Here is a 6,127-nt window from a genome sequence, read left to right on the forward strand (position 1 = left end):
GACCTGGGCAGCCCGCGCGACCGCCCGGATGCCGCCGTGACCCAGAATCCGGGCCTCAGCCCCCATCATCAGCCGTCGCTGCCGCTCGCCCAGATGCGGGAACAACACCTCAAACTTGACAGCGAGTTGGTGACAGATCGACTCGGAGATGCCCATATCACACCAACGAGCCGGATCAGGGGAAGCAACAGGTTAATTCTCTGCAAGCCCTTAGCCGAAGCTCACCGCACAGGCTGGCTGCACCGCGACATCAAGCCCTCCAACATCCTGCTTCTCGACGGTCATTGGCGATTGGCCGACTGGGGTATCGTGCGCCGCCCACGCTGCCACACGACTGAACTGATCACCAAAGAACGCATCGGCACCGAGGAGTTCGCTGCACCAGAGCTTTCCGTTACCCCCCCACGAGGCAACATCCGCCAGTGACCTCTACAGCCTCGGTCAGGTGATCGGCTGGGTTATCACCGGACGCACCCCTCGGGCGAACATTCCCATCCTGCCCGCACCGGGCCATATGTGGTATAGCGTCGTTCGTCGCCTGACTCAACTTGACCCCTTGGAGCGGCCGCAAGACGTCGCCACCCTCCTCGAACTCGTGGACCGTGAGACCACGTCACGCACAGAGCCCCCGCACGTTCGCGCCAAAGCGTTGCTGTCGCTGGCCGCGACCGGTGACGAGAGTGCCGGTCAACAGCTACTCGCGTTGGCAGCTGACGAACCAGAGAACTACGCGGTGTACAAGAGTTCTGCTTTTCCGGCAACGGCTACACGCGTACGCCGAGAGCCTCGCCTGCTACTTCGACCACCGCTTCCGCCCGCACCGGCCTGCGTACGACCAGGCCGACTACCTCGGCGCCCTCTTCTCCTCGGGACCGCCTACACCGCCCGCTTTTCCCCCCATTACCTTTTTGGTGGCCCCGCAACGGGGCTACCGGCCTCCGGGCCCGGCATGACTTCCCCCCCTTGTTAACCATGACAATGCCGTTGCGTTAGTGGTCGTGCCACCGGTGGTTCAGCGTGACCACGGTGGGAGGGCGGTGGCTGCTGGCGGGTTCGTCAGGCGCCTTGCTGCCGAACGGTGTGATGCAGGATTTGATCTTCCGTGGGCAGTCGCGTGATCGTCTTCGTGGCAGCAGAGCGGCCAGGATCTCGGCGAGGCCGAATCGGCGGTCACGCCGACGGGCCGAGGGGGGAAAAGCCGGACGGCGCGATCACCGAGCGGCGGACAACATGCAGTGCTCGCGTGAACGACGTTCGCTCGGCCGGACTCTGGGTGAGATGGGCCGCCTCAGCCAGGAGGTCCCGGGTCGCATGGTGCACGATCAAGTGGGCGAAGACTTCCTGCCGCACCCCGTCCGGAGTCTGCGACCGGAGGACCGGTCTTTCCCGTTGATGGGTCTTGATCTCGTCGAAGACCAGCTCGATCTCCCACCGCCGGGCATACAGCGCGGCGAGTTCACCGGCCGGGTACTTCTCGTGGTCCAGCAAGCTGGTGATGAGCCGCACCACTTCGGCACGGCCGTCGATCCGGTACTCGATCACCCGGACCAGTGCCGGCGGGGCCTTCACAGTGCCAGCCGCCTTGCTGTGCTTGTTCGCCTCAATACGGGCCAGATAGCTCCCGTCGGGCAGGACGTCCTGGACCCTGCGGGCCTTGCGCTGCTCGGTCCGCCACAGCAGGTGAGCACCCCGTTCACGGAGCCGGTGCCAACGGGCCAGGCCCCACAGACCGCGATCGGCCAGCAGCAGTGTTCCCTCGCCGGCATGCCTGTCGAGTTCGTCGGAGACGATTCGCTCAGAGTCTTTCCAGCCCCCGATCACCGCGTCCAGGACCGTGTGGGACGAGCACTCCGCGACCGCGACCACCCGTGCCATGGGATAGCCCATCGGACTGCGCTGCGAACCAGACTTGCCGAAGGCATCCCGGTTTCCGGCCGAATCAGGGACAGCCAGCAACATCCCGTCCAATGCTATTACGCGCAGCCCCCGGAAGAGATCCTCTTTCCGGCCCAGAGGCCGGACGGCAGCCCGGTGCAGGTCGCGCATCACCTCCCATCCCAGCCGCTGCCTGGCCCTGGCCAGCGACGACTTGTTCACCCCGGACCACTCCCGCAGACCAGGGTCACCCGCTTTGAGGAGCCGCAGGACCTCCAGGTAGTCCACCCGCGGGAACAGGCATAACGCGAGCACGAAGTACACGGTGAACCGCGCCGACAACAGACGCCGGCGCTTCTCCGCGCACCCCGCCTCAGCTACGACTCGGTCCACCAGCTCAGACGGACACGACCGAGTCAAGATTCCCAACCCCAGCCGCTCCAGACGCGACACCAACACGAACGGTTCAACGCCCGCGCCACTCCAAAAGCAACGGCATTGTTAACCATGATCCGGGGGGTGGTGTCACCGGGCCCGGAGGCACTGACTGACCGCTGATTAGGGGCATGACCACCGACTCTTTGCAGGTCGGGAGGCTCTTCGTAATGTGGATGTGGCGATCGGTGCCGTGGACGAGGCCGGGTAGAAGCACGACCGGAGGATGCACGTGATCGACACCGGCGGCATCGACGTCTATCTCGGCCTGGACGTCGGCAAGGGCGAACACCACGCCACCGCCGTCACCCCGGCCGGAAAGAAGGCGTTCGACAAACGCCTGCCCAACACCGAGCCCAAGCTCCGCGAGCTGTTCGCGAAACTCCAGGCCAAGCACGGAACGGTGCTGGTCGTGGTCGACCAGCCGGCCTCGATCGGAGCCCTGCCGCTGGCGGTGGCCAGAGACATGGGCTGCCCCGTCGCCTACCTGCCCGGCCTGACGATGCGGCGGATCGCCGACCTCTATCCCGGTGAGGCCAAGACCGACGCAAGGGACGCGTTCATCATCGCCGACGCCGCCCGCGCGATGCCTCACACCCTGCGCTCGGTCGACCTCGAAGACGGGACGATCGCCGAGCTGGAGATGATCGTCGGCTTCGATGACGACCTGACCGGCGAGGCCACCCGCGTCGCGAACCGGCTCCACGGCCTGCTCACCCAGATCCACCCATCCCTGGAACGGGTCCTGGGCCCGCGGTTGCAACACCCGGCCGTCCTGGCCCTGCTGGAGCGATTCGGGTCCCCGGCCCAGATACGCAAGGCAGGCCGCCGACGGCTGATCACGCTGCTGCGGCCGAAGGCACCACGCATGGCCGAACGCCTGGTCGAGGACATCTTCACCGCGCTGGACGAACAGACCGTGGTGGTCCCCGGCACCGAAGCGGCCGCGCTTATCGTCCCGAGCCTGGCCACCTCGCTCCTGGCCGTGCTCGACCAGCGTAAACTCCTGGCCGGGCGGATCGAGGAACTGCTGGAGGCCCACCCTCTTTCCCAGGTCCTGATCTCGATGCCGGGAGTCGGCATCAGGACCGGAGCCAGGATCCTCATCGAAGTCGGCGATGGCAGCAGCTTCCCCTCCGCCGCCCACCTCGCCGCCTACGCAGGACTCGCCCCGGCAACCCGCAATTCGGGCTCCTCGATCCGAGGCGAACAGCCCTCCCGCCGAGGGAACAAACAACTCAAACGGGCCTTCTTCCTCTCCGCGTTCGCAGCCCTGGGAGACCCGGCGTCCCGGGCCTACTACGACAAGAAGATCGCCCAGGGCAAACACCACACCCAGGCTCTCCTCTGCCTCGCAAGACGGCGGGCCGACGTCCTCTTCGCGATGCTCCGCGACGGCACCTTCTACGAACCCCAACCCGCCAGGTCAGGCTGAATTGCCGAGAGCCCGCCGTGCTTCAGTCCACAGCCGCTCGAACTCCTCCGCGGAGATCTCGGCCGCCTGGGGCTGGTCCTGCCAGCCGTCCATGGGGCCTTCGGCGAGAACGCCGAACTGCCGTTCATAGCGGGCCATCGCGGCGAGGTCGTCTTGATCACGCAAGTGCAGGACCTCTTCCAGAGAGGCCGCCGTCACTGGCCGCGAGTCCCGCCCTCGGACCTCGACCTGTCGGGCTGCCCAGCCTTCGTCATCTGCCTCGAAGTACAGCCACAGATCTTCGTCCTCGTAGTAGGTCCGGAACCAGGTCGTCATGCCGCAAATCCTGGCCCACGATCTTGACCAAAGAGATAGGGGCCCCCCGACACCACCCGACTCCCCACCGGGTACACCACACACGTACAGACCCGCGACATGCACGCCATGCTCGAAGCACTGCGACCCGGCCTGCCGGTCCGCTACCGCATCCTCGGCAACGCCGTACGACGCTGCGGCCCCAACAGCACCCTGGGCAAATGGAAGCAGGCCATACCCCTGCACGGTGCCGACGCCGACCAGTGGTGGTCCGACCGCGCGAACCCGGCCGGACTCGACCTCGCCACCACCCGGTCCGAAGCCGCCGCAGCCCTCAGCACCCGCCACGACGAAACCATCCGCATCAACCGCTCGGCCGTTCTCTTCGAAGGAACAGCGACAGTCCGCGACCCGCAGGCCCTGCGCACCGCACTGCTCCAGGGCATCGGCCGCAGCAAGTCGTACGGCTGCGGCCTGCTGAGCCTCGCACCCGGCACCCGAACGAAAACGTGACCACGATGACCACCACCGCACCCGACCCCGGAACCTCGCCGACCCCCGGCCCCGGCCGACAGGTCTCCTCCTCCACCGCCCGACGACGCATCGCGGCACCGACCCTCGCCATGCTCCCCCGCATCGGCGACTCGCTGTCCTTCCTCTACGCCGACGTCGTCCGCATCGTCCAGGACGACACCGGCGTCTGCGCCGAAACCACCTCGGCCGACGGCGACATCTCCCGTGTCTACCTGCCGACCTCACTCGTCTCCTGCCTCCTCCTGGGCCCGGGCACCTCCATCACCCAGCCCGCACTCACCACCTTCGCCCGCCACGGCACCACCGTGGTGTGCACCGGCTCCGGCGGAGTGCGCTGCTACTCCGCCACCACCCCGGACTCCCTCACCACCCGCTGGCTCGAACGCCAGGTCCACCAATGGAGCGACACCGAACGCCGCCTCGCCGTTGCCCAGCAGATGTACCTCATGCGCTTCACCACGAAAGTGCCGGCCACCACCCCACTGAACAAACTCCGCGGCCTCGAAGGCCAGCGCATGAAAGCCCTGTACAAACTCCTCGCCCAGCAACACGGCATCGGCCGCTTCCGCCGCGCCTACGACCCCGCGGCCTGGGACGACCAGGACCCGGTCAACCTCGCCCTCTCCTCAGCCAACACCTGCCTCTACGGAATCGTGCACTCCGCACTGGTCGCACTCGGCTGCTCCCCCGCACTGGGATTCGTCCACCAAGGAAAACAACACGCATTCGTCTACGACCTCGCGGACCTGTACAAGGCCGAACTGACCATCCCACTGGCCTTCTCCCTCCACGACTCGCCCCAACCGGAGCGCGACGCACGCAGAGCCTTCCGCAAGGAATTACGCCTGTTCAAACTGCTCCCGCGCATCGTCCACGACGTACAGACACTGCTCGCACCGGAAGAGACCGAAGCCGTCCCCGAAAGCCAGACAGCCCAACTGGTCAACCTGTGGGACCCGGAAGTGGGCTCCGTACCAGCCGGAACGAATTACGCCGTCAGCGAGGAGTGAGCTGATGAGGGAAAGATCCAGCTTTAACGAGGGGCAGACACCATGCCGTCGATGACCGTACTCTCCACCACCGCCATCCCCGACCACGTCCGTGGCGCCCTCACCCGCTGGATGATCGAACCCACACCCGGGCTCTACGTGGGAACCCTCTCCGCCCGCGTACGCAAAGAACTCTGGTCCATCGTTCAAGCCTCCATCGGCCCCGGCGCCGCAACCCTCATCCACCCGGAACCCAACGAACAAGGCTTCGCACTCCACACCGTCGGCGACCGACGACGAGTACCTGTCGACTTCGACGGTCTGACGCTCGTTGAGTTCAGAGCCTCAGAGGGAGAAGAGGAAACGCCGACGCCATAGCCGCCCCAGACGTAAACACAGGCCCCTCGCGCAGCAAATACCCCAACGCGATTCGCCCCTGCTCGCACGGGAAGCACTGGTCGGCACGGACCGCGCCCGGTGGATGATCGTGTCCGTGCACCACTGGTCGCCCGCCGAGCAGTTGTCGTCCCCGGGGTAGACCGTGTTCGCCGGGACCGCCGCCGCC

General features: G+C 66.4%; 6 protein-coding genes and 1 pseudogene. 5 read left to right on the forward strand and 2 right to left on the reverse strand.

Annotated elements, in window-relative coordinates; all coding sequences use genetic code 11:
• The first annotated feature begins 93 nt into the window (after window positions 1-93).
• Window positions 94-426, forward strand: a complete 333-nt coding sequence (locus tag ACFXKG_RS40955) for a hypothetical protein (protein WP_384850640.1) — start codon at window positions 94-96, stop codon at window positions 424-426.
• Between the two features lie 744 nt (window positions 427-1,170).
• Here ACFXKG_RS40955 and ACFXKG_RS40960 read toward each other — a convergent pair.
• Window positions 1,171-2,334 carry an IS4 family transposase gene (locus tag ACFXKG_RS40960; RefSeq protein WP_384850643.1) on the reverse strand — a complete coding sequence of 388 codons (1,164 nt, stop codon included), beginning with the start codon at window positions 2,332-2,334 and terminating at the stop codon, window positions 1,171-1,173.
• Between the two features lie 202 nt (window positions 2,335-2,536).
• On the opposite strand from ACFXKG_RS40960, the gene ACFXKG_RS40965 reads away from it, so the two are divergent.
• Window positions 2,537-3,745 (forward strand): IS110 family transposase, encoded by a 1,209-nt coding sequence (locus ACFXKG_RS40965; RefSeq protein ID WP_384850646.1) that lies wholly within the window; start codon window positions 2,537-2,539, stop codon window positions 3,743-3,745.
• On the opposite strand, the gene ACFXKG_RS40970 is transcribed toward ACFXKG_RS40965, so the two are convergent.
• Entirely contained in the window at window positions 3,737-4,060 is a 324-nt protein-coding gene (locus tag ACFXKG_RS40970; protein ID WP_384850648.1) for a hypothetical protein, read from the reverse strand. The two genes, ACFXKG_RS40965 and ACFXKG_RS40970, sit on opposite strands and share 9 nt — an antisense overlap.
• Window positions 4,061-4,114: 54 nt before the next feature.
• Between ACFXKG_RS40970 and ACFXKG_RS40975 the strand changes: the two are divergent.
• The 3 genes and pseudogenes from ACFXKG_RS40975 to cas2e form a co-directional block, all read left to right on the forward strand.
• A pseudogene (locus tag ACFXKG_RS40975) lies at window positions 4,115-4,552 on the forward strand (type I-E CRISPR-associated protein Cas6/Cse3/CasE); the annotation flags it as partial.
• A 5-nt stretch (window positions 4,553-4,557) separates the two neighbouring features.
• A complete protein-coding gene (gene cas1e, locus ACFXKG_RS40980; RefSeq protein WP_384850651.1) occupies window positions 4,558-5,583 on the forward strand; it encodes a type I-E CRISPR-associated endonuclease Cas1e in 1,026 nt (341 codons plus the stop codon).
• A 42-nt stretch (window positions 5,584-5,625) separates the two neighbouring features.
• Window positions 5,626-5,940, forward strand: a complete 315-nt coding sequence (gene cas2e, locus ACFXKG_RS40985) for a type I-E CRISPR-associated endoribonuclease Cas2e (RefSeq protein WP_384850654.1) — start codon at window positions 5,626-5,628, stop codon at window positions 5,938-5,940.
• Window positions 5,941-6,127: the final 187 nt, after the last annotated feature.

It is taken from the genome of Streptomyces sp. NPDC059255, from assembly GCF_042752355.1.
In the GTDB taxonomy this organism is placed as follows: Bacteria; Actinomycetota; Actinomycetes; order Streptomycetales; family Streptomycetaceae; genus Streptomyces.